Origin of the sequence: Sphingobacterium multivorum, from assembly GCF_039511225.1 — a bacterium.
Lineage (GTDB): Bacteria > Bacteroidota > Bacteroidia > Sphingobacteriales > Sphingobacteriaceae > Sphingobacterium.
In genome coordinates this window covers 4,984,655-5,009,137 of record NZ_CP154261.1, presented here as the reverse complement: position 1 = coordinate 5,009,137, position 24,483 = coordinate 4,984,655, and the positions used below count along the sequence as shown (strand labels likewise).

Sequence of the window (24,483 nt, the reverse complement as noted above, 5' to 3'; positions counted from 1 at the left end):
TTTAAACCTGGAATAGATACAAATGTTACATCAAAAATATTATCGAAAAATGATACTGCCTGTCGCTTCACAGCGTGAGGCAGTACCGATGACCTTTACTGGTCTAAGTATATAGTATATAAAATATGGACAATATTATTCAGCTATTGTTTGTTGTACTTTCTCTTTTCTGTTGAAGATATCGTAGATGATTGGGAACACCAACAATGTCAATATCGTCGCTGAGATTAATCCGCCAATGATGACGATCGCCAAAGGTTTCTGTGATTCCGAACCTATACCGGTCGATAATGCAGCCGGCAATAGCCCGATGGAAGCCATGAGTGCCGTCATGACCACAGGTCGTGTTCGCGATTTTACACCTTTATAAATCGATTGGTCATTGGGTAGGCCTTCCTTCTTATTCTGGTGGAATTCTGAGATCAGGATGACGCCGTTCTGAATACATATCCCGAATAATGCGATCATACCTACCCCTGCCGAGATTCCAAAATTCATACCCGTCACGTGCAAGGCGATAATTCCACCGATCAGTGCAAAAGGAACGTTGGCCAACACGAGCAGCGAATCCTTGATATTTCCGAATAGAATAAACAATAGAAAGAAGATGACGATCAAACTGATCGGTACAACCTGTGCTAGGCGGTGTGTAGCACGCTGCTGATTTTCAAATTGTCCAGTCCAGCCAATAGAATATCCTTCCGGAAGCTTAATTTTACTTACTTTTTGTTGTGCTTCTGCTATGGTGCTTCCTAAGTCACGGTCGCGGATGGAAAATTTGATGCCGATATAACGTTTGATGTTGTCGCGATAGATAAAAGCAGCACCATTATCTTTTTCAATGGTCGCGATACTTTTCAACGGGATTAATGTGCCATCGCCACATGGAACCATCAGCTGTGCAATATCTTTTTCTGTTTTCCGATATTCGGGCGCATAACGCAGGCGAATGTTGAATTTGCGCTCACCATCGTACAAAATGGAAGCGGTTTTTCCGCCAAAGGCCATTTCCAGTACCGCTTGTGCATCTGCCGGCAGAACATTGAACGCCGCCATACGGGTCCGATCCAATACCACACTAACTTCAGGTTGGCCGATATTTAAGATGATACCAGGTTCTTTAATACCTTGAATACCTTTGACCTGTGCATAAACTTCTTTCGCCAGGCGGTCTAAGGTCGCGAGGTTATCGCCAAAGATCTTGATGCCGTTTTCGGCCTTGAAACCAGCAACGGCTTCGGCAACATTATCCGAAATAGGCTGCGAATAGTTATAGGTGATCCCCTGGAATTGTTTGAGTTTATGGTCCATCTCTTCAATCAGCTGATCCATCGTGATTTTACGCGTCCATTCCTCTTTAGGTTTTAGGGCCACAGCAAACTGAACAAAGCCAAACCCATTGGGGTCGGTACCATCGTTGCTTCGTCCAGTTTGGGAAAGTACGCCGGTGACCTCAGGAAAAGTTTCTAAAGTACCCTTTAACAGTTTGGTTGTTTTAACCGATTCACGTAACGAAGTACTCATGGGCATCTCGGCAGTAACCCAAAGGGAACCTTCATTTAATGTCGGTAAAAACTCTGTCCCTAAAAATTTTGCAGAAAACAAGATTGCAGCTAGTAAAGTAATTGCAACGATCATACTCAGACGCTTGTTTCGGAATGTAAATCCAAAACCTTTGGCGACGATTCTATTCCAGAATTCAACAAATGGATTGTGGCGTTCTTTCACATTTTTATTGAGCAGAATATGCGATAAAGCCGGAACGAGTGTTAAGGTAAACAGTAATGCACCCAGCAAAGCAAAACCCAGGGTAAAGGCTAGTGGCGAAAACATCTTTCCTTCTACTTTTTGGAAGGAGAATATGGGCATCAAGGAGGTGATGATAATCAGCTTGGAGAAAAAGATTGCTTTTCCCAAGCCTGTTCCTGTCTGTTTGATCCAGCCGGCTTTGGCCATTTTGTTGAATTTCTCCATACCCAGCTTATGAGCCTGGTGATCCAACATGACAAATATCCCTTCCACCATGACCACGGCACCGTCGATGATAATACCAAAGTCTACTGCACCCAAAGACAACAGGTTGGCGCTCATACCAGCTAGTTTAAGACATAGAAAAGCAAAAAGTAAGGCGAGGGGTATAATGATAGAAACGATGACCGTCGTGCGCCAGTCTGCCATAAAGAGCAATACCATCAAGGTGACGAGGACAATACCTTCAATCAAGTTGTGCATAACGGTATGGGTCGTGAAATCCATGAGATTGTCACGGTCATAGAAGGTTTGCATTTTGACATCTTTGGGAAGGATTTTGTTGTTGAGCTCGTCTATTTTCGCTTTTACAGCGGTCAAAACCTCTCTTGGATTTTCGCCTTTCCGCATCACGATGGTTCCTGCTACCACATCATCATTCTTACCAAAACCAGCTTGGCCCACCCGAGGCATTGCGCTTTCTCTGACCTCGGCTACATTTTTAACAAAGACCGGATTTCCCTTTTGGTTGATTACCGTGATGTTTTCGATATCATTGATCGAGTTGACCAAACCAATACCGCGTACGACGTAGGACTGGCCACTTTTTTCGATGACATCTCCACCGACGTTTAGGTTACTTTTGCTGACAGCATCAAATACCTGTAACGGGGTCAGATTAAATTTGTCAAGTTTGATGGGGTCAGTACTTATTTCGTAAACCAAATCCTGTCCACCAAAAACGTTGATATCGGCTACACCGGGGACACCACGTAAAGCGCGGTCAATGACCCAGGTCTGTAAAGTAAGGAGGTCGCGTGAATTGCGTTGGTCGCTATGTAATGTATAACGGAAGATTTCGCCTGTAGGGCCATAAGGAGGCTGTACTTCAGGATCAACATTGTCTGGCAGGCTCACAGACCGCATGAGGTTGTTGACCTGATTGCGGGCAAAAGTGTCGTCGACACCATCATCAAAGATGATTTTAACAATAGAAAGGCCAAACATGGTCGTGCTCCGTATGCTGGTTCTCTTTTGGACTGGACTCATGCCCAGTTCGATTGGTGTTGTTACGAAACGTTCGACTTCCTCCGCACTCCTTCCGTTCCACTGGGTAATGATGGTTATTTGTGTATTGGTCACATCGGGAAATGCCTCAATGGGCATGCTTTTAAAGCTAATGAAACCAGCAATAGCCAAAATACCGACCCAAATAAAGGTAAACGCTTTATTTTTAATGGAAAAGGCGATGATATTTTTAATGAATTTGTTCATTCGTGTAAATGCTAAGACCGATTAATTATTCAATGCTCTATAGATCAAAAGTTTATTGTTGACAACAACTTTTTCACCTTCCTGTAGCCCCGTAGCCATGTAAGTTGTTCCTTCGTTTTGTTTGATAGGCAGTATTTCGCGAATCTTAATATCATTTTGGGATTTATAGATCAATACGAAATATTTGTTTTGATCGAAAATGACCGCATCAGAAGGAACTGCGAGCGCTTCCGTATTGGAGCGATGCAACACTTTAATGGTCGCTTTACTATCCGGAATAAGTAAACCATCCTTATTGTCTAGCACCACGCGTGCCTGCATTGAATTCGTTTGGGGATCGATGATCTTAAAGATTTTATCAATACTGCCCTGGAATTTTTTGTCCGGGTAGCTCAGGGTAGACACAATAGCCGGCATGCCCATACTAATTTTGTCGATATCCGTTTCGTTGACGTTAAGAATTGCCCATACATCTTTTGTATTGGCCACATCAAAGATGTTGTCGCTGCGGTCACTACGCAACTGCATGTCCTTATTGATGTTCTTTTGGACGATGTAGCCATCGATTGGAGATACGACCGAATAAATATTACCTGTACGCACATTGTAGATCTGACTGACGGCCTCTGAACGACGTAGTTGCTCTTTGGCTTTGGTTAATTGCCCCTTTGCTTCCAGCATGTCTTTGTCTGTACTCAGTTTACCATTATACATGTCTTCGGCCACACGGTAGTTTTTCTCGGCGAGTAACACATCGGTTCTGGCATCCGAAAGATCCTTTTGTATACCGGCAACTTCTGTACTTCTGATTGTTGCCAATACCTGACCTTTATGGACATAATCACCCAGAGAAACATTAACGGAGACCACGTTCCCCCCAACGAGCGGGAAAATATCAATGTAATTGTTTTGATCGGCCGATATCTTTCCAAAGAAGTTGAGTTCTTCGGTCACATTTTCTTTTTTTACCGAAGCAAAACTTGTCGATTTAAGCATCGTCTCACTAATTTCGAAACCTTTGACAATGGCTGCATTATCTGTTTCTTTATGATTTTGGCAAGAGTAAAGTAGTACTATTGCCACAGTGGCTATAAGAAGTTTGTTAGTTGACATGAGTTGAATTGAATATAGAAGTTTGAGCCAGGTAGTTTAATTGTTCGGCGTTGAGAATAATTTCCTTTTTCATATCGTATAGCTTAAGAATAGATATGCGATAGCTGTCCATAAAATCCGTGAACTCAACTAAAGAAATATTCCCTTTTTTAAAATTATTGAATATGCCATCATAGACCACAGCGATGTTATGCAGGTCGTCTGATGTAATGGTGAAATATTGGTTATACTGATTTTCCCAGGACTGATAGTTTGAACGGATCTGTGATTCCAGCAGCTGCCGTTGGACTTCAATATTTTTCTTTGCCTCTTCTTCGGCGTATTTCGCTTTGATCACATTTCCTTTATTTTGTTTCCACAACGGGATCGGAATGGCGGCTGTGACATTGAGCTCATTGCGGAATACCCCTCCATTTTGGCTGTACGAAAGACCAAGGTTAATATCCGGTGTGTTTAAAGACTGTTGCCATCTGGTAAATAACTGTGCGCTTTCCGAGGTCTTTAAGGCAAATTGATAATCGGCATTGTTTTCCAAGGCCAATTGGTAGATGTTGTCCAAAGCCATTGTTGGCTTTACGGCAAGTTCCTGATCTGCTTCTTGATCTGTTAACTTTGGTAATACATCTTCCTGACTGGAAATAAGCACACGTAATTGCTGCTGTAGATTGATACTATTATTAATTGCTGTCGTTTTTTCATTGTTGAGATCAATGGCCATTGTTTGAAGGCGAACCTGATCTTTTAAAGAAACGTTTCCTTTTTTTCCTTGCTCTTTATAAGCGGCGAGCAGATTATTGAGGTAATCCAACTGAATTTTAATATCGGCCAACTTATGTTGCTCAAAGTAAAGGGAGTAGAAGGTTGTACGCAGCTGCGCACGAAGACTTGCCAGTAATTGACTGAATTGCAACTTAGCAAGTTCAACATTTGATTTAGCGAATTCAACTTCATTCTTCTTTTTTCCACCGAGATAAATCAATTGGGATACGCTTGCTTCCTTGGATTGACCAATATGAAATGTTTTTTTGTTCTGTGGATCGTAGGCGTTGGCAGACAGTTGCAACTGTGGCAGATCCCATATTTTGGCTTGTATGACGTCTGCCTCGGCTTGACTGATGTCATATTGTTGTGCGAGCAAGGAGAGGTTACTTTTGATAAAGGCTTCTTCGCATTCCTGCAGTGTCATCTGTTGTCCCAAGATCTCACTTTGCTTAGTCCCAAATGTACTTTCATGAATGCTCGTATAAACTGCCTGTGGTGGTTTTTGTTGAGCAAAAGCCATGCTATTGCAAAGCAATAAAAATATAAGGGGTGTCTTTGTCATGTGTTTCAAAACTTATGTAACAAAATAACTGGTCGAAGATTAAAGACCCCTTAATAAATGCTTAAAAAAAGCTTAAAAAAGCATGTTTTTCAGATCGGCGGATAGCTATGAATAGGTATAATAATATATGCGTTTATTGTCCATCGACTTGATATTGTCTGTCGCAATTAAGCAACTATACTTCCCGGTTCGGAAACAATTTAAATAGTAATACAAAAGTATGCGTAGATTGTTTTAAATCTGCCTGATATGCTATTGTTGCTTGATGCGATTGCATGATACGCTGAACGATACGTAACCCTAGGCCTGATCCTGTTGTTTCACTTGCGTTTTCACCGCGGCTGAATGCATCGAAAATCCGCTTTTGGTCGATTGTACTCAAGGCCGGGCCAGTATTGCTGACAAGTACTTTAAGTTCCCACGTTGATTCTACAATCATTACTTTTACCTCCGTGGTATCGGAATAAAGCGCGGCATTTTTAAATAAATTCACAAAAGCGATTTCAATCAATTGAGCAGAACAGAAAATACTCAGTTTGGGATCTTCGGTTCCACCAATTGAAAAGTCCAGTTGTAGGTCGGGGAACACCTTGGCTACCTTTTCATAAGCCGTAAAGATAATTTCATCAATTCTTTCCTCCGCATAAGTCATTTTCAAACGCTCAGAGTCGAATTTTGAAAGTAACATCAACGAATCGGTTACCTCCGAAAGATGTAAGGTTTCTTTGGATATATTACGCAATACCTGCCTTACTTCTTCGCTCAACTGATTCTGATGATAAAGGTTCTCCAGCTGGAAGGACATTCGGGCCAGCGGTGTTCGCAACTCATGAGAGGCGCTGGAATTAAATTCTTTCTGCGATTCGAAAGCAGCCGAAAGCCGTAGCAGCATGGTGTTAAATGCTCGGGTTAGTACAGCAATCTCATCTGTTTTACCGGTATACTCGACAGGTTTGGTCAGTTTGCTGGCATTGATCTGGGTGATATTATCTTTTAATTTATCGAGTGGGATCAATAAACGTTGGATAAGATTATAACTGAATATCCAGACCAGCACAGCGCTCAGTACAAATAATATGGTCAGGACGAGCGCCAGATGGTCCATTTTTTCATTCCCGGAGTAATCCTGTGCTTTTACGATAATATAATAAGGTAAACCGTTGATGCGATAATATTTGGCCAGCGTTTCGTATTGGTCCTGATCGTAGAAAATCTGTTTTTCCTGATTTAGCCGATTGACAATCGAGGCATTCCAGGTAATGGTCTGATCCTTTACGGTGCTGAAGACCAGTTGTTTGTTTTTGTCAAGGATGATCACATCTTCATAGAAGAGGCCATCTTCGTCATCGTGGAAATAGTTTTTGTAAGACTGACGGTTGAAATAAGGATTACTGGCGATGTAATGGGAGATATTGTCCAATTTATCAATCAGTCGCTGGCGAAATTGATCTTTCCGAAAATCGAAACTAGCATAGTAGATAATCAACATCGCCATACCGAAAAGGACGGAGAATGCAATGCTAAAGCTAATCGCTATCTTCTTTTTTAAATTCATTTTTCTGCCGATAGGTAATAACCAAATCCAGGTCTTGTATGGATTAGTTTATTTTCAAAGTTTTTATCAATTTTCTTTCGTAAAAAGTTGATGTAAACTTCAATTGTATTCTGTGTTGTTTGAAATTGGTTTTGCCATACTTCCTCCGAAATATGTTGCTTGGATAAGGTGCGGCCCTTTGCCTGCGCTAAGATAAGCAGCAGTTGAAATTCTTTTTGAGTAAGATTAATTTCTTCATTTGCACGTAGTACACGGGCCTCATCAGGATAAATGATCAGATCATCGATTACCCATGTTTTTGTTTCATTGCTTTCGCTATGTTGTTGTCGACGCAGTAGGGAATAGATCCGCATCAGCAATTCATCCAAGACGAAGGGTTTAACCAAATAGTCATCCGCGGCTCGGAGAAATGCCTCCTTTTTATCATCTATATCGTCGTATGCCGAAAGAATAATAATTGGCGTGAGGGCATCATGGCTTCTTATCTTTTTACAGATCTCCAATCCATTGATTTTGGGCACGTTGATGTCCAGTAAATAGAAACCATATTTCTTTTGGTGTGTTTTGGCCAAAAACTCAATTCCATCAAAGGCTTGATCACAGGTAAAACCCTGGCTTAACAGAAAAGAGCGAATCTCCTTAGAGAGTACCTTGTCGTCTTCGAGCAGCAAAATATCCACCATATGTTTGTCTATTGTCTTTTTGTAAAAATAAACAAATTTTTGTGATCCTATCAAGCACATGTTTTCCTGTGTTTTAATTTAGTAACATAAGATTTACACGAAGAAATATGAAACAAAAAGAAATCTAAGTAGATTCAAATCGAAATTATAAATAAGTATTATGGAAAGCAGAAGAGAATTCCTCCGAAAGACCCTACTATTTTCGGGAGCAGCAGGTATAGCCAGCTTTATGCCCACATCGATCCAGAAAGCCTTTGCGATAGACCCTGCCCCAGGAAGCAGCTTTTTAGATGCCGAGCACATCGTCATCCTGATGCAGGAGAACCGCTCCTTTGATCATACGCTAGGTAGTCTTTCGGGAGTTCGGGGGTTTAATGATCCCCGTTCGATACGTTTACCAAACGGTTTACCCGTTTGGTATCAAACGGATAAAGCGGGAAAAACTTATGCTCCTTTTCGATTAAATCTGAAAGAAAGTAAAGTGACCTGGATGGGTTCGCTTCCACATAGTCGAGCAAGCCAGGTGGATGCCTTTAACCAAGGACGTTACGATCATTGGCTGTTATCGAAGCAATCAGGGAATAAACAATATGCGGCGATGCCACTGACATTGGGATACTTTACACGGGAAGATCTACCTTTTCATTATGCCTTAGCAGATGCTTTCACAGTATGTGATCAGAATTTTTGCTCGGGGATGACAAGCACGACGCCTAACCGTTCCTTTTTCTGGACGGGTAAGATTACAGAGATGAAAGATGGTCTGCAAAAAGTGAATATTCGGAACGATGATTTTGGCTATGGTAAAATGACCTGGGCAACTTTTCCGGAATTGCTTGAAAAGAATGGCATTAACTGGCGTTTCTATCAAAATGAGACCAGCTGTGGCGGAGGGTTTTCCGGGCAGGAAAGGGCGTGGTTATCCAATTTTGGGTGTAATCTATTGGAGTTTTTTCAGGCTTATCAAGTTAAATTTAAGGAGAACTATATCAGGAGCCTGGAAACACAGGTTCGGGATTTGCCCATGCAGATTTCTAAGTTGGAAGAGAAGTCACCTTCTTCCGAGGAACAAGCAGAAAAGATACGCGCTGATATTCGCAAAAAAAGTGATGCACTGGAGCGAGCTGAGACCGAACTAAAGGAATTCAATGCAAACAATTATAACAAGCTAAGTGATTTTACGAAATCATTAAATGAGCGGGCGTTTACGGTAAACAAGGGGGATAACAATTACAGATCGCTTGATACCTTACGTTTTAAGACACAGGGAAAAAAAAGCACGCTGGAAGTCCCTAAAGGAGATATTCTTTATCAATTTCGGAAAGACGTTGATACCGGGAAACTGCCTGCCGTATCCTGGTTGGCCGGTCCGCAGAATTTTTCGGACCACCCGAGTGCGCCCTGGTATGGAGCTTGGTATGTATCTGAAGTCTTAGATATCTTAACGAAGAACCCCGAAGTTTGGAAAAAAACAATTTTTATCATTACCTATGATGAAAACGATGGTTACTACGACCATGTTAAACCTTTTCTGGTGCCAGATTTAAAGAAGAAAGATACAGGTGCATGTTCTCCTGAGATCGATACGGAGGTGGAGATGGTTCGTTTAGAAAATGAGCTAAAACAGGGGATTCCTAAAAAACAGGCACGCGAAGGCGCTGTGGGTTTAGGTTTTCGTGTTCCCATGTATATTGCGTCGCCTTGGTCACGAGGTGGTAAGGTCTGCTCTCAGGTATTTGACCATACCTCTACTTTGCAATTTTTGGAATCTTTCTTTAACAAAAAGCTGAACAAAAATCTGCATTTGGAAAACATCAGTGCATGGCGTAGAACAATCTGTGGTGATTTAACAAGCGCCTTTACACCTTTTACGCAGCAAAAGGAACAACTTCCTTTTCTTGATCGGAATCAATATATCGAAACGATATACAATGCGCAGTTCAAAGATGATCCACAAGGCTTTGTTGAGGTCAAAGATCCTGATCTTGCGACTAAAAACGGATGGATCCCGGGATTTGACCGAATACAGGAGCGGGGGATTCGTAAATCCCTGCAATTGCCTTATGCACATGATGCGGTGGGCTATGTGAAAGATGGACAGTTTCATCTGGCGATGACTGTAGACAACAAGTTTTTCGGAAAAAAGACTTCCGGTACAGCTTTCAACGTGTATAGTCCGTTGGAATATCGTGATGAACAGGGGCAAAGTGAAACCTACCGTAATTGGAATTTTGCGGTGAAGGCCGGTGATCGTTTGACATATCAGTGGGATCTGGCACGATTTGCAGGAGACCGCTATGCTTTTGAATTACATGGTCCAAATGGTTTTTATCGAAAATTTTCTGGACAAAAAGGAGCTGCAGCGCTGGCGGCTACCGTTTCTCCCGAACTCAAAGCGCTGACACAGGCGACAACAGGGAAATTGCAGTTGAAACTCAGGAACGATAGTAACCAGCGGTTAACCGTAGTTGTCGAGAGCCTTAGTTATGGAAAATACACCGCAACGAAAGAAATCGCTCCCGCTGAAGAAGTTCCGTTGATCCTCGATGTTGAAAGGCAAGGGAATTGGTATGATATTGCTGTACGACTCAAGGAAGACAGCAGCTTCCTCATTCAGCTCGCAGGGCGATTGGAAACAGGTGTCGAGTGTACAACTGATCCATTATTAGCATAACATATACCTGTTTCCGCAGGAATGGCGGCCAATTCTTTTTGACTGGTCTACCTGCTGTTGCGCTATCGGTCTAACAATCGTATCCGGTTGACCTTATTTACAAGCGGACAAATAAGGTCTCCGGATGGTGTTTTTCTATATAATGACGAAGATATAACTCCGTATCAGAACTTATGGTGCGGTCTTTATGAACGGGGAACGTGTTGTAAACCAGGATGTGTAGATTGATCTTGCGCTTGGCGATCGCTTCCAGACTTAGTAAGGTATGATTGATACTCCCTAATTTTCCGGATGTGACAAAAATAAGAGGATATTGCATTTCTTGGATGTAATCAATAATCAGATAATCTTCTTTTAATGGAACCATCAATCCACCTGCGCCCTCAATAAGCACAGCATCGTAGCGATGGCTTAATGTCAAGCTTGCCTGTCTGATCTTGTTAAAGTCAATTTCACGACTATCTAGGCGCGCTGCCAGATGAGGGGAGGCCGGGTAGCTGAAAATCTCCGGCATGGTGATTTTCTGATGATCTTCCTCCGTTAATGGGATTTCCATGAGTTGGCGATGCAGGACGATATCTTCAGAAATAGCTGTATTTCCAGTTTGCACCAGCTTTTGAGTAATGGTACGTATACCATTTGTATTCCATTGTTTCGCAAGGAGGCCGGTAGCATAACTTTTTCCAATCCCGGTATCTATGCCGGAAACAAAATAGATGTTTTCATTCATTGTGATGTTGCTTTAGTAGGTTGTCCGACTGTTGGTAATAGGTGTGTTCAGCTGTTGTTTTCTTTGCAATAATATAGATGGGGTGGTAGGTTAGCGATACGCCTTTTTCTGTCCCGTAACGAGCAGTATACTGATCGCAGAAAGCCCGGAGTGTGCCTTTTGTCCACCGGTGATTTTTTATTCCCGTCACTCCTGTTTGCTTCAGGTGGAGCAGAACTTGTAAAGGGCTTTCAAAGTACAATTGTAAATGTTCTTCTTGTGCAACGAGGATCGTATAATTCAATGCTAAAAGTTCGGCAATAAGTTCGGATTTAGATTGATATGTTAGTCCAACATGTGCAGTAGCATTGATCTCGTGCATATTGTCATGACCAAAAGTACTGAAGGCAAGGATACCCGAGTTCGGAAGCGATACATAACAGTTCTCAAAGAAAGCGCGGGGATTGTTGAACCACTGAATCGTAGAGCAGGAAGCGATTAGATTGATATCTTTTGGAAAAGCATAGGTTTCTGCATCAGCACAGCTGAACGTGTGCGGCGAGGTCAAAATATCCATTACTTCGGGCATCATTGCTGGACAGATATCATTTAAAACCATTTTTTGAGGTTTGAGATGCTCTAGCATCAACCGCGAAAAAAGTCCTGTGCCGCAGCCAATTTCCAATACTTTTTGCGGTCTGAGCGGTATGTACTCCTGCATCAAGCTGATCATTTTTTTTGCTATTTCGTACTGAGCAGTCGCTGCCGACTGATAGTTCGGCGCAGCTTTAGAAAAACGGGCCATAATCCTTTGTTTGTCCATCATGATGATCATTTTAAAAGGTGCTTAAATAATTGTTCGGGATAATGCGTAGCGTCAATTATCGTATATGCGGTATCGGACCAGGCACGTTTTTGATTTTCTACGTGGAAGATTCGGTCTTCTTTACCGATATATGCCTGATGCCATTGAAATGCTGTTGCTGATTTGGTACTTGCGATTTTTTCAATGGCGATGAGCTCTGTGCGAAGGTCTTCGATGTCCCGTTGAGGAGCTTTGTCAAGAAAGTTGTTGAAAAGGTCCTTGGAACCACACATGCGGAATCTGAATTTTTCCAGTGTTTTATCGCTCAGCGTATCCAATGTTCCTTTGAATAACTGGGCTGGAATTCCTTTTTCGTCATCTATTGGAAATGGTGTTCCATTGATTGCGGTACACGTACTGATGGGGTAATTGCTGTTTTGGAGTTCGGGCAGTACCATTGCTGCTGCCCATACCCCCATAGACCAGGCGAAAACCTCAATTTCCCAGTATCCTGCGAGCAGACGTTCGTCCAACAGTAAATCCGTATAGCTATAGGCAACAATAAGATCTTTGCCCACAGGAGAGTAGTGCAAAAAAGGCTGTTCATCCATGCCCCAGCCTGCAAAAAATAAAAGCAGTTTTTCGTTGGATTTTGGGTGAAGATACTGCCTTGGAAAATTATCGGCGGAAGTGACCCGTTTGGGAGAGATTCTTTTAAGTATCATAAGCTTGCTGCGAGTTGTTTGATCATGGCCGAGGTCATTGTTGCTGTTAATGAAAGCCGGATTCTTGAAGTTCCTGCTGGTACTGTCGGCGGACGTATGGGAAGTACGTAAAATCCCTTTCGCTGCAGGTCTTCTGCTTTCAGTATCGTTTCCTTATTATCACCGATAATGACTGGTAGAATATGGCTCTCTGACGGACAATTAAAGCCTTTGGCAATTATTTGCTGTTTAAGTAATAGGCTATTTTTGTGCAGCTGTTGGCGCCGGTCAGTGAAGTCGCTTAAGCGTTCCAGAATAAACGCGGTCCATAAAAGGTTGATCGGTGGTAGCGCGGTTGTAAAAACTAGCGTACGAGCCTTATTGATCAAATAATTCCGGATGGGTTCTTTACAGAGCAGGTAGCCACCAAGCGATGCTAGCGCTTTTCCGAAGGTGCCTGTCAGGAAATCAATTTCGGTAATACACTGCTGTTCTTCTGCGCAGCCAAGCCCCCGTATTCCGCGTACCCCTACGGCGTGCGCTTCATCGACATAGAGTAAGGTGTTGGGGTAACGCTGTTTTAGACTGACCAGATAGTGGAGGTCAGTGCAATCACCATCCATACTAAAAATACTTTCTGTGACGATGATGATGCGTGTGAAGCGATGGGCATATTTTGCCAATAATTGCGTTAAGTGGGTGTAATCGGAATGGCGGTACCTGTAGCAGGCCGCATTGGACAGCCGGATGCCATCAATTAGGCTTGCGTGGATACCCTTATCGGCGAGAATTAGTGTCTGTGTATCACACACTGCAGGAAGTATGCCTACATTCATATGATAGCCACTGTTAAAGACCAATGCACTCTCTGTGCCAAACATACGGCACAGCGTTGTTTCCAATTGCGTATAGCCTGCATGGTTTCCTGTGAATAGACGCGAAGAGGAGGCACTGAATACTGCATTATCCTTTGTCACCGAGTTTAGGAATTCTTGACGAAGTATCTGATCTGTCGCTAGGCCAAGATAATCGTTAGACGAGAGGTTATGATGCTCTTTTTCATGCTTCTGTCCTATGTTGCCCTGCTGTGTGATAAGGGGGAGTTTTCGTATATTCCCTTGTTTTTCAAGGGTAAGTAATTCATCTTCAATGCGCTGGATTAAACTGTTTTCACTCATTGGATTGTGCTGATTACGGCTAGTAATGCCTGTGTTAACTTGTGTAGCTCGCCTTCGTTTATGATAAAAGGGGGCATGATATAAATCAGTTTTCCGAATGGCCTTACCCAAATTCCTTCTTCGATAAACCGCTGTTGTATGCGGGATAGATCGACGGAGTTTTTCATCTCGATAACTGCAATTGCGCCTAAAATTCTGAGCTCGTCAACTTGGGGCAGCGCTGTTGCAGCGCTAAGTTCCCGCCTCAATTGTTGCTCGATTAACGTTACTTTCGCTTGCCAGTCCGTTGCCAATAGTAATTTGATAGAAGCGTGGGCTACAGCGCAAGCCAAGGGGTTGGCCATAAAAGTTGGCCCATGCATAAATGTACCCGGTTTACCGTTAGAGATTGTAGTTGCAACGTGATCTGAAGTGATCACGGCTGATAGCGTCATATAACCTCCGGTCAAAGCTTTACCGATACACATGATATCGGGCACTATGCCGGCATGTTCCCAGGCAAAGAGCTTACCCGTACGCCCAAATCCGGTAGCGATTTCATCAAAGATTAATAGCAGTTGATTTTCTTTGCAAAGATGTGCTGCCTGACGCAAGTACTCCGGATGATAAAAACGCATACCACCGGCTCCCTGGACGATAGGTTCGAGGATGAGAGCGGCCAGTTCGTCCTTATGCGAGCAGATCAGGTCTGCTAAGGGTTGAATATCATTGGCATCCCATTCCTGATCAAATCCTATTTTTGGGGCAGGGGCAAAATAGCGTTTGGGTAAAGCATGGTCAAAGATGCGGTGCATGCCAGTAATGGGGTCACAGACCGACATCGCGTTCCAGGTATCGCCATGGTATCCCGAACGAATCGTGACAAAGTTTGTTTTATTGGTCTTTTTTTGTGATACCCAGTATTGAGTAGCCATTTTAAGCGCAACTTCCACTGCAACAGAACCCGAATCGGCATAAAATATTTTGTTGAGTGTAGCAGGGGTGATATCAAGCAGTGTTTTACCGAGGGCAATTGCTGGTTCGTGTGTAAGTCCGCCAAACATCATGTGTGACATGCTGCTGAGCTGTGCTGTGACCGCAGCGTTCAGGACGGGGTGATTGTAGCCATGGATGGCGCACCACCAAGAGGACATACCATCGATAAGCTGCTGCCCATTTTCCAACTCGATTATACAGCCATCTGCCCGTTTAACCTTGTAGGCAGGTAAGGGATTAGTCATGGTTGTATACGGATGCCATAAATGCGCTCTGTCAAAATCATCGATAAGGTCTTGTTGGTTGATTTCTTTTCCTTCCATTATGGTTTGCTGCATAGGGTTTGTTATTTGTCTTGCTGTTTAGCGATGTTACGCTGGATTTTATGTTCTGGTCTTGACCATCTTGGTCTTTCACCAAGATCATGGTAATGCGCCATCTCCGTTGCGATGGTTTCGGGTTGATTTTTTTTCTCGAAAGGCTGCTGTGCCACTAACCCCAGTGTTTTAAACATATCCATATCTTCGTTGATAGCGGGATTGGGCGTGGTGAGGAGTTTGTCGCCCGAGAAAATCGAATTGGCTCCTGCGAAAAAGCATAAAGCTTGTCCCTCTGTACTCATGTTGGTACGCCCTGCAGAAAGGCGAACCTGTGTGGTGGGTAATAAAATTCGGGCTGTAGCGACCATGCGTACCATTTCCCATATCGAAACTGCTTCCATGACCTCCATTGGAGTACCGGGTACAGGAACGAGTGCATTGATCGGTACCGATTCGGGTTGTGGAATGAGCGAAGCAAGCGTGACCAACATCGCTGCACGGTCGGCGATACTTTCTCCCATCCCAATAATACCACCGCTACATACCGTTATGTTGGTTTTACGTACATTTTCGATCGTTTGCAGGCGATCATCATAGCTTCTGGTCGAGATAATTTCCTTATAGTAGTCGGCAGAGGAGTCGAGGTTGTGGTTGTAGGCGTATAGTCCGGCTTCTGAAAGACGATGTGCCTGGTTTTCGGTCAGCATACCTAGTGTGCAACAGACTTCCATATCAAGTCTATTCAATGTGCGGACCATCTCCAGTACATGATCAAACTCAGGACCATCTTTAACATTACGCCAAGCGGCCCCCATACAGATTCGTGAGCTACCGCCCGCTTTGGCCGCCAGTGCCTGCTCCTTTACCTGCTCTAGGCTCATTAGGCCTTCCGCTTTTACATTCGTATGGTAACGTGCGGCCTGTGGACAATAGGCACAGTCTTCGGGACAGCCACCTGTTTTTATTGAGATCAATGTGGACACTTGTACTTTGTTGGGGTCGTGATATTTCCGATGTATCGATGCCGCTTCATAAAGAAGATCCATTATTGGTTTGTTGTATAAAGCAACAACGTCGTCCTGCGTCCATTGTGGTTTTGTTTCCATATTATTGCTAATTTTTACGCTAAAGTCAGGTCTATTTTGCTTAATGACCATCGGGATTGGGTAATTCAACGCGATTATTTTTTCTTGATGATTGCAAAGATTATAGTTTAAATGATAACTTTGGTAGTCCGAAATAAACATAATGAGTAGTCCGGTTAGTATAGGTTTTCATTCCATTATTAAAATAGATCGCCGTAAAGAAGATGCCATCTATCTGCAGATTGTTTATCAATTTATTAATGCCGTCAAACGTAATCTATTGGAAGATGGCGATCTGTTGCCCGGAAGTCGGAAGATTGCTGATGAACTAAATGTGCACCGAAAAACCATTGTAGCTGCTTTAGCGGAATTGCAGGAACAGGGCTGGGTGAAAATTTTACCTAATCGCGGGACTTTTGTGAAAAATCCCGAGCGTATCGGTACCTCCAGGTCTGCAGTTAAGGCATTTAGACAGCCGCCTGATTTTGCACCTTACTTTTTTAGAAAGGAACTCATCTTAGATATGCCTATTTCAGAGGTTCCCGAAAGGTACTATTTTACGGATGGAACACCGGATTATAATGTCATTGGAACGGAGGAACTGGTGCGTTTTTATGCATCCATGGTGAAACGGAAAAAGAAAAGTGATGATTTTCCGACGACGACTGAAGGGAATTTGTTTTTTAGGGACCAGTTAAGCTATTATCTGAATTTAACAAGAGGGTTTCATCTTTCCCGGAATTTCTTGTTGCCGATTGCCAGCCGCGAGCAGATTTTTTCAATTTTATCCCGATTATTGATCCGACCCGGTGATATTGTGCTGGTGGAAAATTTAAGTTATTTTTTACCTAACATGATCTTTAGTCAAGCTGGGGCTAAGCTAAAAACCATTCCTGTAGATGCAGAGGGGATGATTGTCGCTAAGATTGGAGAGCAATTTAGACCCGGAGAAATCAGGTGTGTTTACCTCAATACCAGATGTCAGTATCCAACGACGGTTAACCTTTCCGAGCGGAGGAAAATTCAGCTGTTAGCGTTGGCCGAGCAGTATAACTTTATCATTATTGAGGATGATGTGGATTTTGAGTCTTCTTTTTTTAAGGAGAAAGGCGAATCACTTTTCCGGAAAAATGGCGGCAACCACGTGATTTATACAGGTGCTTTCGGTAGTTTCTTTGATCCTGGTTTCCAAATGAACTTTTTGATCGCACCACAGGATCTGTTGGATGAAGGTAAAAAGTATTTGAATATCTTCGGAAAACCGAATTTTATGATCGAGAAAACATTGGGTGAAATTATCCATCAGGGTGATATCTTTCGGTATCAGCGTAAATTTCAGAAAACAGTTGCTGAGCGAAAAGAATTGTTTGCCCAATTGCTGTTACGGCATTTTGGAGATCAGATCCGGTTTGAAATCCCGTCCTCTGGACTTGCCTTTTGGATACAGTTTTATCGGGTCGTTTCGCTGACAGCCTTGCAAGAAAAAGTACGGTTGCTAGGACTCTTGTTGCCGAGTAATTGCCTTTATCAAAATAAAACCGTTACAGCATTGCGGTTGGGGTTTGCCCATCTTGATGAACAAAGTATGGAGGCGGCAATTTCTTTGTTGCGTGCTGCTTATGCCGATTTGGTCAGAAATATCGACTAGCTGCTTTGCAGATATGGGTCAATTTGTTTTTGGCTTCTTGAGGTAATCCACAGCAATCCACAAAGTATGGGTGCTGCCATTGTTTGCTTTTGGTAGGGGCATGGCTAGATCCAATATTATTTTTCTCATGTGTGTTATTTGCTTTAAACCTGTTACTTGCGTTCCCGTAAAAATAGGAGCTGGGTTAGCTCAACGGCGGATCGTCAGGATAACATAAAGATAGAGAAATAATAAGGTTTGGCCAAATTGGTGAACTACGGAACAAAGAAAAAGCCCAGCAAAGAATGTCTGGGCTTTGAGATTATATAAGGGGAATAATACTTGCTAAAAAAGTGAAGACCTAGTCTTCATCGGTGATAATATCATCACCATCTAATTCGAAACCTTCACCAAGGAAGGTATTCTCTAGTTCGAATAAATCTGAATCTTTAATCATTTTACTGTTTTTTGATATTCAAAGTTATTACCCTTATTTAAGCTAATCGTCAATATAAAATGAAGTTTGTGTTAAGTGATATCGTTATATTTTTTTGAGTACAACATCTAATTTTTCTGCCTGGATGATCCGACTGAAAAACTCTTTTAAATCAAAATACTCTTCCGGCATAAACAGGGGTTTGTTTAATTGTGTTGCAGATTCGATGATCAAAACGTCCGGTGTTGTATTGTTGATTTTGAAAATGTATCGGGCCGCACGTTCAGGAAGTGCCATACTGATATTTTTTAACTTTCCTTCCGTTGGATAAGCATAGCCTTTTGGTAGTTTGATTTCAATGTAGCACTCCTCTTGGACTAAAGAACCAAAGTCGATTGGATAATTCCGCTCCGTTAGGTTGAAGGGGTTCTTGGACATTTTGGTGTCAATATAAGGATTGAATAGAAGTTGGTCATTTTGTAGGGTTGCAAAATTCTTGATCTCAATTTCAAACTCCTCCGTCAGTGGTTTATCAAGGGATTCTCGATTCGATACTTTAAAACTGTTGATTTTGATGCGATTGTTTTCTTCATCTATTTTTTCGTAGAATTCTTCTTCAGAATTACTTCCTTGAAGGCGTTCACGCATTTTCGACGCACCATAACCGTTACGTGAGGTAATCCATTTTCCTTTTAATGCACCATTTTCTGACAGTTCACCGTAGAAAAAATTACTGTACGTAGAGGAAAGGCTTGCCTCGAGTTTCACCCAGTCAGATTCACCTTCGAGGGGAATTGATCTTCCCTGAAAGTTGACACATTTCATCGGAATATTTCCAAACATCTCATAAGGAGAGGTCGCATCCAGCAGGTAGTAGTTTTCACCTATTTTTACCCGTGCAATGACGTGGTTGAACTCTGATATCGCTGGTGCATAGAGCCCTGCATAGCCATTCTCGCGTGTCGATAAAATAACAGGGATGGCATCTAGCTTCGCATATCGTAAAGCATTGACCAGTCCGAGGTTAATATCGGCGCTATTGCCTGTTCTTTTTTCGATGGCTTCTTTGATGTTTTTTGCGTAGATCGAATGGTGGTTGTTCCATTTTATTTGTTTCTGAAAATAAGTATACAACCGTACTGCTTTTTCTAGGTCATCTTTTGAATCCTGCAATACAGGTTCAATGAATTCTTTCAATGCCGTTTTTCGTTTTACCTGTCCACCAAAACTTTCGTCCTGTATGAGTTTATCTCGGACGTTTTCCCAGGTGAGCGAGAAGTCTTTTGTCGGTCCCATTGGAACGCTATATCTGCCGAGTTCGAAGAAGATAATTGATCTGAAATTTTTGGAAGAGGTCATGTAATCTTCCGTGTGGAAAGCCGGGATATTTTCCATTGTGTAGGTAGTTTTACTACCTAGGACTTCGCCAACTTCAGAATTTAGGCCTGTGTTGTAATTTTCTACCTTCCTGTCGCTGACAGCAAGTCCACCTTTTAAATTGGCTTTATAATGGCAGATCTCGGGAATACGCGTGACGTATTGGCTATAAAGTTTCGGAAGATCTTCCTGAAATTCCCAAGCATTTAGATTAAAGATAAATGGGGATTCCGTACGGTAGCGGTATTCGATGATTGTACCTTCCTGAACTTGTGGTATAGCCGCTTTCGTTACCGCATAGTTTTCTGAGGAGTTTTCGTTAAAAATATTCGCTTTGGTCATCTCTGTTTCCACGACCTTATCACCGACAAGGTGATAGGACGCCCCCTTGATGTCCATTAGGACTTCCCGGTCGTTGCCATTTTTATACAGTGGAATGCTGAAGTTTGCATAGCTATAGGCTTCTTTATTTAAAATTTTAATGCGAACATGTTTGAAAAATTCAACGACTAAACCTTTATTCTTGTTGTAACTTACTTCGGCTGAACCGTATTCACGTAAGACAAAGGCATTTGCTGCCGTATCTATTTTGTCAACAGTAGTGGCAAAATCTTCCTTTTTTATTTTACCGAACGAAAAATCTTGTGCTTGTAGGGATATACCACTAAGCAGGAGAAGGCCAGTGAAAAAACTTTTCATAAAAAATGACTGTTTGGTTAAGAATTATAACACTAAAGTATGAAATAATTTTAAATCCAAATCCTTATAAATTAAATTGGTTGAAAAGATTAATGGATCAATCCATTTCGATTGCTTATTTGTCCCGATAGCGAGATAAACTTGTGTTGCAGTCTGATGAGGTATGCAAAGATCGCGGACTTACAAAGTGAATTCGAAGCTTAACGTGACATAGCGGTAGTCTTCCCCTTTCCATTTTGGTCCCGAAAGTAGGATCTCTTTGGCTCTGGCGTCGAGGTAATCATTTGCACTTTGGAGAACGCTGATATTTGTTGGGAGTCCGTCTTTATCGATATAGAAGCTTAAACGGACAGTGCCTTCATAACGGCTTTTAGTTGTTTTTTTCTTGATATAGTTATTGAACGATCTCCAGCCCCAGATGGGTTCGGCACTTTTTGACTTGCGTGAAGACATCGTTGTGACGACGACTTCATCAAGTGAGGCACCGGAAGGTTGCAGTTTGATCGTCGTATTTTTGCTGCGGCGCATATTCAATGCAACAGAATTGTAGCCCAGAGCCATGATGTCGACGAGTGAATCCATCGTACTGGGTTGGATGGTTGCTTGGCCCAGTGCGTCGGTATTCGTCGCAAACTTGCTATTGGGTTGGATGATTGTCACTCCCGAAATAGGCAAGCCTGTCTCTTTGTCCCGAATAGTAAGTTGTAGCGGTGTACCTTGTTGTTGTGGCATCGAAATACCCGGAGCTCTGCCTGCAAGCGTATTGTTTAAACTTGAGGTCCCCCGGATCATAATTGTTTGGGAAGCATCTTTTTTCTTGGCCATTGGCGCATAACCGATAACAATTGTACTGTCTGTAGGTCTTAATCCAAATACGGGGCGATCATTATTGAGACTTCCCTTCATTTCTTCCAATGATTTTACACGCAGGGAGGGTTCCCGCGATAAAACGGTTACCTCTTCCAGCGAATGCTGTTCATGCAGTCTTGATCTGTTATTATCGGCTAATTGTGGCGAATGATCTCGAGATTCTATTTTTGATGCGATATCAGCTAAAGGAGTGCTGGAATCTGCTGCTGTAACCCCTGTTTTGGGCTTTTCCTGCGTAATACTTACTTCAGCGGTACGTTTCGCTTCGGGTGAATTGTTGTCCTGTTGACGGTAAAGGAGTAGACCAACCCCCAACACGATCACTGCCGCTGCGGCGATGGTAAGTCTCTTCCAGTCAAAGACCTTTAATTTAGCGGTATTATCTTTTTGAACACGTTGTGCAATTTGGTTGTTGATTGTTGTAAGTACGGTTTTATTCTGATCCATTTCCATACCCATAAGAATATCGGCCAGCATGGGGTCACGCTGTGCCTCACGTTCAAGCGCGTACATCTCCGTAGGAGATAATTCGCCCTTAACGTATTTCTTTAAGTATGCTATGTCGTAATTACTGTTGCTCATTCCAAGCCTCCATGCAGTTTTTTAAATTCCGTTTCCCATTCTGTATATAGCTCTTTACTTCGTTCAAGCTATAACCGGTAGATTCGCTAATCTCTTTGTAACATTTTTCCTCCAAAAAGAAGAGTCTGACCGACTGCTGCTGTTTGACTGGCAACTTTTCCAGACAGCCTTCCATGGCTGTTAGCTGTTCTTCTTTTTCATCATATTGTTCATACTGATGCGCGTCTCCTGGAAATTTCACAAATTCATCCAAAGAAATTTGAGATTTGTTCTTTTGAGACCTTAAATACATCAGACAATGGTTCTTGCTTAATACATAAAGCCATCTTGGAAAGTCCTTGATTTCTTGCTTGTTGACTTTATATATTAATTCTTCAAAGATATTCATGACAGCATCTTTGCTCAATTCGGAATCTTGGAGATACCGTAAACAAACATAGTATACCATCTCGGTATGTCGCTGGTATAGATCACCCAATACCTGGAGCTCCATAGACTCCTGGTAGTGCAGCAAGAGCTCATGATCTTGTGCTGTATCTATTTTTGACGACTTGAATGCGAACATTTTATTGGTTAAAAATATTTTTTTTTTCTGGTTTATGGAAATTTAATATTTGTAGCATCCCTTGGCAAAAATGTAAAGATATGAGAGCAATACTTTTTGTAATAGGCTTGTTGTTGTCCTTAAGTGGATATGCCAAGCAAGGATATGAGGTGAGCGGTAAGGTTGTCGATGCGAATACGGGGACTGCGCTTGCGGGCGTACAGGTGAGCAATGTTGCTACAAAAGCGCTCGTGCAGACCGATGAGAAGGGGAACTATCGCATTCAAGTCCTTGACGGTAAAAATACCTTGATTTTTAGTTATATCGGATATCTTGAGCAACGGATAGCGGTCAACCATCGGTCAAGGGTTGATGTGGCTTTGGTGCAGCAAAACACTACACTGGATGAAGTTGTGGTGACCGGATATGAGCGCAGGGCGAAGCGTCAGACAGCACCGATGATGAATGTTAATGCAGCGTTGTCAGGGCAAGTATCGAGTTTGTATATTAGAGGGACGGGGTATGTGCCAAATCAGAACCAAGAATCTTATCAGAAAATAAAGGAAAACAAGTTTATCAATCCACATAAGGAACCTTTATCAACGTTTGCGGCCGATGTCGATGTTGCTTCCTATAGTAATGTACGTCGTTTTATCAATTCAGGAACACTACCTGAAAAAGATGCGGTACGGGTTGAAGAAATGATCAATTACTTTCAGTATCAAGTGGCCGGACCAAAAAATGGAGAACCTGTAAATATCGTCACCGAATTGACGAAGGCACCTTGGAATACTAAGCATCAGCTCATGCGCGTCACGTTGAAGGCAAAAGATATCCCTACGGCGGATCTTAAGGCTTCCAATCTGGTGTTTCTGATCGATGTGTCGGGATCAATGATGGGACCGGGACGTCTGCCTTTGGTGAAAGCATCGTTGAAGATGTTGGTTGATCAACTACGTGCTGTGGACCATGTCGCCATTGTGACCTATGCTGGATCGGCTGGAGTAAAACTGGAGAGTACGCCCGGTGATGAAAAGATGAAAATAAAATCGGCGATTGAGGAGCTTGAAGCCGGTGGAAGTACGGCTGGTGCTGCAGGAATTAAGAAGGCGTACGAAATTGCGAAACAACAATTTATCAAAGGTGGAAACAACCGTATTATTTTAGCTAGTGACGGCGATTTCAATGTTGGGGAAAGCAGTGACGAATCGATGGAAGAGCTAATTGCCAAAGAAAGTAAATCGGGGGTTTTCCTAACAGTACTGGGGTATGGCATGGGGAATCTGAAGGACGGTAAGATGGAAATCCTTGCAGACAAAGGGCATGGGAATTATGCGTATATCGACAACATTTCTGAAGCACGAAAAGCGATGGTGACCGAATTCGGGGGAACGTTGTTTACCGTTGCGAAAGATGTTAAGATCCAGGTTGAATTTAATCCCAGTTATGTGCAGGCATACCGTTTAGTGGGATACGAAAACCGCTTGTTGGAGGCTGAGGATTTCAATAATGATCAAAAGATGGGTGGTGATATGGGCGTGGGGCATGTGGTGACAGCCTTATATGAAATTGTACCCGTCGGCGTGGAGTCGGGGATGGTCGGAACGGTAGATCCCTTAAGATATCAGCAGCAAGCGGATCAGATAGTTGGGCGGAAAAATGCTGAACTGGCAACCGTTAAATTTCGGTATAAGGAGCCCGAAGGGGAGAAAAGCAAGTTGCAACAAAAGGTGATAGGAACTAGCGTTACAGAATTGAACCGTGTGAGTGAAGATTTGCGATTTGCCACTGCGGTAGCGGAACTTGGTCTATTACTCCGTGATTCTGATTTTAAGCAAAACGCTAATTTTGATCAGCTCATCGCGCGTGCAAAAGCTTCCAAAGGCGAAGATGAGGAAGGTTATCGTGCTGAATTTATCCGTATGGCAGAGAATGCACGGGATCTATCCCGTTCGAAAGAATAACTAAAAATAGCTAAAG

17 protein-coding genes are annotated in these 24,483 nt (G+C 42.6%); 3 read left to right on the top strand and 14 right to left on the bottom strand.

Going from position 1 to position 24,483, the window contains the following annotated elements; translation table 11 throughout:
• Window positions 1-135: 135 nt before the first annotated feature.
• The 5 genes from AAH582_RS20955 to AAH582_RS20935 form a co-directional block, all read right to left on the bottom strand.
• Complete coding sequence (locus AAH582_RS20955) at window positions 136-3,243, bottom strand: efflux RND transporter permease subunit (protein ID WP_201638576.1); 3,108 nt, start codon at window positions 3,241-3,243, stop codon at window positions 136-138.
• Between the two features lie 21 nt (window positions 3,244-3,264).
• Window positions 3,265-4,326, bottom strand: coding sequence for an efflux RND transporter periplasmic adaptor subunit (locus tag AAH582_RS20950; RefSeq protein WP_343320365.1), 1,062 nt, complete (start codon window positions 4,324-4,326; stop codon window positions 3,265-3,267).
• 19 nt (window positions 4,327-4,345) lie between these two features.
• On the bottom strand, window positions 4,346-5,680 hold the full coding sequence (locus AAH582_RS20945; protein WP_343320363.1) for a TolC family protein: 1,335 nt from the start codon (window positions 5,678-5,680) through the stop codon (window positions 4,346-4,348).
• Between the two features lie 175 nt (window positions 5,681-5,855).
• Complete coding sequence (locus AAH582_RS20940) at window positions 5,856-7,235, bottom strand: HAMP domain-containing sensor histidine kinase (protein ID WP_343320361.1); 1,380 nt, start codon at window positions 7,233-7,235, stop codon at window positions 5,856-5,858.
• Window positions 7,232-7,978, bottom strand: a complete 747-nt coding sequence (locus AAH582_RS20935; protein ID WP_343320359.1) for a response regulator transcription factor — start codon at window positions 7,976-7,978, stop codon at window positions 7,232-7,234. Before AAH582_RS20935 ends, AAH582_RS20940 begins: the two co-directional genes overlap by 4 nt.
• Window positions 7,979-8,078: 100 nt before the next feature.
• On the opposite strand from AAH582_RS20935, the gene AAH582_RS20930 reads away from it, so the two are divergent.
• The gene (locus AAH582_RS20930) at window positions 8,079-10,592 is read left to right on the top strand and encodes a phosphocholine-specific phospholipase C (RefSeq protein ID WP_343320357.1); all 2,514 of its coding nucleotides are present in this window, start codon (window positions 8,079-8,081) and stop codon (window positions 10,590-10,592) included.
• 97 nt (window positions 10,593-10,689) lie between these two features.
• Here the strand turns inward: AAH582_RS20930 and bioD are convergent, their stop codons facing one another.
• From bioD to bioB, 6 genes are read right to left on the bottom strand one after another with little or no spacing between them, the layout of a single operon-like run.
• Window positions 10,690-11,322 (bottom strand): dethiobiotin synthase, encoded by a 633-nt coding sequence (bioD, locus tag AAH582_RS20925; protein WP_343320355.1) that lies wholly within the window; start codon window positions 11,320-11,322, stop codon window positions 10,690-10,692.
• Entirely contained in the window at window positions 11,315-12,127 is an 813-nt protein-coding gene (gene bioC / locus AAH582_RS20920; RefSeq protein WP_197083970.1) for a malonyl-ACP O-methyltransferase BioC, read from the bottom strand. The genes bioD and bioC overlap by 8 nt, the downstream gene beginning before the upstream one ends.
• A gap of 5 nt (window positions 12,128-12,132) precedes the next feature.
• Entirely contained in the window at window positions 12,133-12,831 is a 699-nt protein-coding gene (locus AAH582_RS20915) for a DUF452 family protein (RefSeq protein ID WP_343320352.1), read from the bottom strand.
• Complete coding sequence (locus tag AAH582_RS20910; protein ID WP_343320350.1) at window positions 12,828-13,988, bottom strand: 8-amino-7-oxononanoate synthase; 1,161 nt, start codon at window positions 13,986-13,988, stop codon at window positions 12,828-12,830. The genes AAH582_RS20915 and AAH582_RS20910 overlap by 4 nt, the downstream gene beginning before the upstream one ends.
• The gene (gene bioA / locus AAH582_RS20905; RefSeq protein WP_343320349.1) at window positions 13,985-15,301 is read right to left on the bottom strand and encodes an adenosylmethionine--8-amino-7-oxononanoate transaminase; all 1,317 of its coding nucleotides are present in this window, start codon (window positions 15,299-15,301) and stop codon (window positions 13,985-13,987) included. Before bioA ends, AAH582_RS20910 begins: the two co-directional genes overlap by 4 nt.
• Window positions 15,302-15,309: 8 nt before the next feature.
• Complete coding sequence (gene bioB / locus AAH582_RS20900) at window positions 15,310-16,389, bottom strand: biotin synthase BioB (protein ID WP_343320347.1); 1,080 nt, start codon at window positions 16,387-16,389, stop codon at window positions 15,310-15,312.
• A gap of 142 nt (window positions 16,390-16,531) precedes the next feature.
• Between bioB and AAH582_RS20895 the strand changes: the two genes are divergently transcribed.
• Complete coding sequence (locus AAH582_RS20895; RefSeq protein ID WP_343320345.1) at window positions 16,532-18,016, top strand: PLP-dependent aminotransferase family protein; 1,485 nt, start codon at window positions 16,532-16,534, stop codon at window positions 18,014-18,016.
• A 520-nt stretch (window positions 18,017-18,536) separates the two neighbouring features.
• On the opposite strand, the gene AAH582_RS20890 is transcribed toward AAH582_RS20895, so the two are convergent.
• The 3 genes from AAH582_RS20890 to AAH582_RS20880 form a co-directional block, all read right to left on the bottom strand.
• Window positions 18,537-20,507 carry a hypothetical protein gene (locus AAH582_RS20890; protein ID WP_343320342.1) on the bottom strand — a complete coding sequence of 657 codons (1,971 nt, stop codon included), beginning with the start codon at window positions 20,505-20,507 and terminating at the stop codon, window positions 18,537-18,539.
• A gap of 180 nt (window positions 20,508-20,687) precedes the next feature.
• Window positions 20,688-21,959, bottom strand: a complete 1,272-nt coding sequence (locus tag AAH582_RS20885; RefSeq protein ID WP_343320339.1) for an energy transducer TonB — start codon at window positions 21,957-21,959, stop codon at window positions 20,688-20,690.
• Complete coding sequence (locus AAH582_RS20880) at window positions 21,946-22,524, bottom strand: RNA polymerase sigma factor (protein WP_046672406.1); 579 nt, start codon at window positions 22,522-22,524, stop codon at window positions 21,946-21,948. Before AAH582_RS20880 ends, AAH582_RS20885 begins: the two co-directional genes overlap by 14 nt.
• 80 nt (window positions 22,525-22,604) lie before the next feature.
• Between AAH582_RS20880 and AAH582_RS20875 the strand changes: the two genes are divergently transcribed.
• A complete protein-coding gene (locus AAH582_RS20875) occupies window positions 22,605-24,467 on the top strand; it encodes a vWA domain-containing protein (RefSeq protein WP_343320336.1) in 1,863 nt (620 codons plus the stop codon).
• The last annotated feature ends 16 nt before the right edge of the window (window positions 24,468-24,483 follow it).

Excerpts from the sequence above, each read along its gene's own strand:
- AAH582_RS20955 (WP_201638576.1), bottom strand. The coding sequence starts at position 3,243 with ATGAACAAATTCATTAAAAATATCATCGCCTTTTCCATTAAAAATAAA.
- AAH582_RS20945 (WP_343320363.1), bottom strand. The coding sequence starts at position 5,680 with ATGACAAAGACACCCCTTATATTTTTATTGCTTTGCAATAGCATGGCT.
- AAH582_RS20940 (WP_343320361.1), bottom strand. The coding sequence starts at position 7,235 with ATGAATTTAAAAAAGAAGATAGCGATTAGCTTTAGCATTGCATTCTCC.
- AAH582_RS20935 (WP_343320359.1), bottom strand. The coding sequence starts at position 7,978 with ATGTGCTTGATAGGATCACAAAAATTTGTTTATTTTTACAAAAAGACA.
- AAH582_RS20930 (WP_343320357.1), top strand. The coding sequence starts at position 8,079 with ATGGAAAGCAGAAGAGAATTCCTCCGAAAGACCCTACTATTTTCGGGA.
- bioD (WP_343320355.1), bottom strand. The coding sequence starts at position 11,322 with ATGAATGAAAACATCTATTTTGTTTCCGGCATAGATACCGGGATTGGA.
- bioC (WP_197083970.1), bottom strand. The coding sequence starts at position 12,127 with ATGATGGACAAACAAAGGATTATGGCCCGTTTTTCTAAAGCTGCGCCG.
- AAH582_RS20915 (WP_343320352.1), bottom strand. The coding sequence starts at position 12,831 with ATGATACTTAAAAGAATCTCTCCCAAACGGGTCACTTCCGCCGATAAT.
- AAH582_RS20910 (WP_343320350.1), bottom strand. The coding sequence starts at position 13,988 with ATGAGTGAAAACAGTTTAATCCAGCGCATTGAAGATGAATTACTTACC.
- bioA (WP_343320349.1), bottom strand. The coding sequence starts at position 15,301 with ATGCAGCAAACCATAATGGAAGGAAAAGAAATCAACCAACAAGACCTT.
- bioB (WP_343320347.1), bottom strand. The coding sequence starts at position 16,389 with ATGGAAACAAAACCACAATGGACGCAGGACGACGTTGTTGCTTTATAC.
- AAH582_RS20895 (WP_343320345.1), top strand. The coding sequence starts at position 16,532 with ATGAGTAGTCCGGTTAGTATAGGTTTTCATTCCATTATTAAAATAGAT.
- AAH582_RS20890 (WP_343320342.1), bottom strand. The coding sequence starts at position 20,507 with ATGAAAAGTTTTTTCACTGGCCTTCTCCTGCTTAGTGGTATATCCCTA.
- AAH582_RS20885 (WP_343320339.1), bottom strand. The coding sequence starts at position 21,959 with ATGAGCAACAGTAATTACGACATAGCATACTTAAAGAAATACGTTAAG.
- AAH582_RS20880 (WP_046672406.1), bottom strand. The coding sequence starts at position 22,524 with ATGTTCGCATTCAAGTCGTCAAAAATAGATACAGCACAAGATCATGAG.
- AAH582_RS20875 (WP_343320336.1), top strand. The coding sequence starts at position 22,605 with ATGAGAGCAATACTTTTTGTAATAGGCTTGTTGTTGTCCTTAAGTGGA.